Source organism: Pseudomonas sp. SIMBA_068, assembly GCF_046534705.1.
GTDB classification, from domain to species: Bacteria; Pseudomonadota; Gammaproteobacteria; order Pseudomonadales; family Pseudomonadaceae; genus Aquipseudomonas; species Aquipseudomonas putida.
Genome location: NZ_JAWRYI010000176.1, coordinates 1 through 342 on the forward strand (window position 1 = coordinate 1; position 342 = coordinate 342).

Annotated in this window: 1 protein-coding gene; it reads left to right on the forward strand. The window is 54.1% G+C overall.

Annotation, left to right across the window (positions count from 1 at the left end; translation table 11 throughout):
- Positions 1 to 124: 124 nt before the first annotated feature.
- Positions 125 to 342: LysR family transcriptional regulator (locus SB756_RS28710; protein ID WP_410912907.1), on the forward strand; the 218-nt coding region annotated here is incomplete at its 3' end.

Consider the following 342-nt stretch of genomic DNA (forward strand, 5'->3'; position numbering starts at 1 on the left):
GGAACGGCGTGTCATGTAGCGCCGCGAATGACCCCATCATATGACAGGAATTCTGTTGCTTAAATTGATATATTAACAACGTCACATTGCAATAAATGCAACACCACCCAGAGGCGACGCGCACATGGATTTACGGGATCTGAAACTGTTTCTTCATCTGGCAGAAAGCTGCCACTTCGGGCGCACTGCGCGTGCTATGCACGTTAGCCCTTCCACGCTGTCACGCCAGATCCAGCGGCTTGAAGAAGATGTCGGCCATGCGCTGTTTCTGCGCGATAACCGCACCGTGACGCTGACAGAAGCAGGCGAACGCCTGCGCCAGTTTGCCCAGCAGACGCTGTT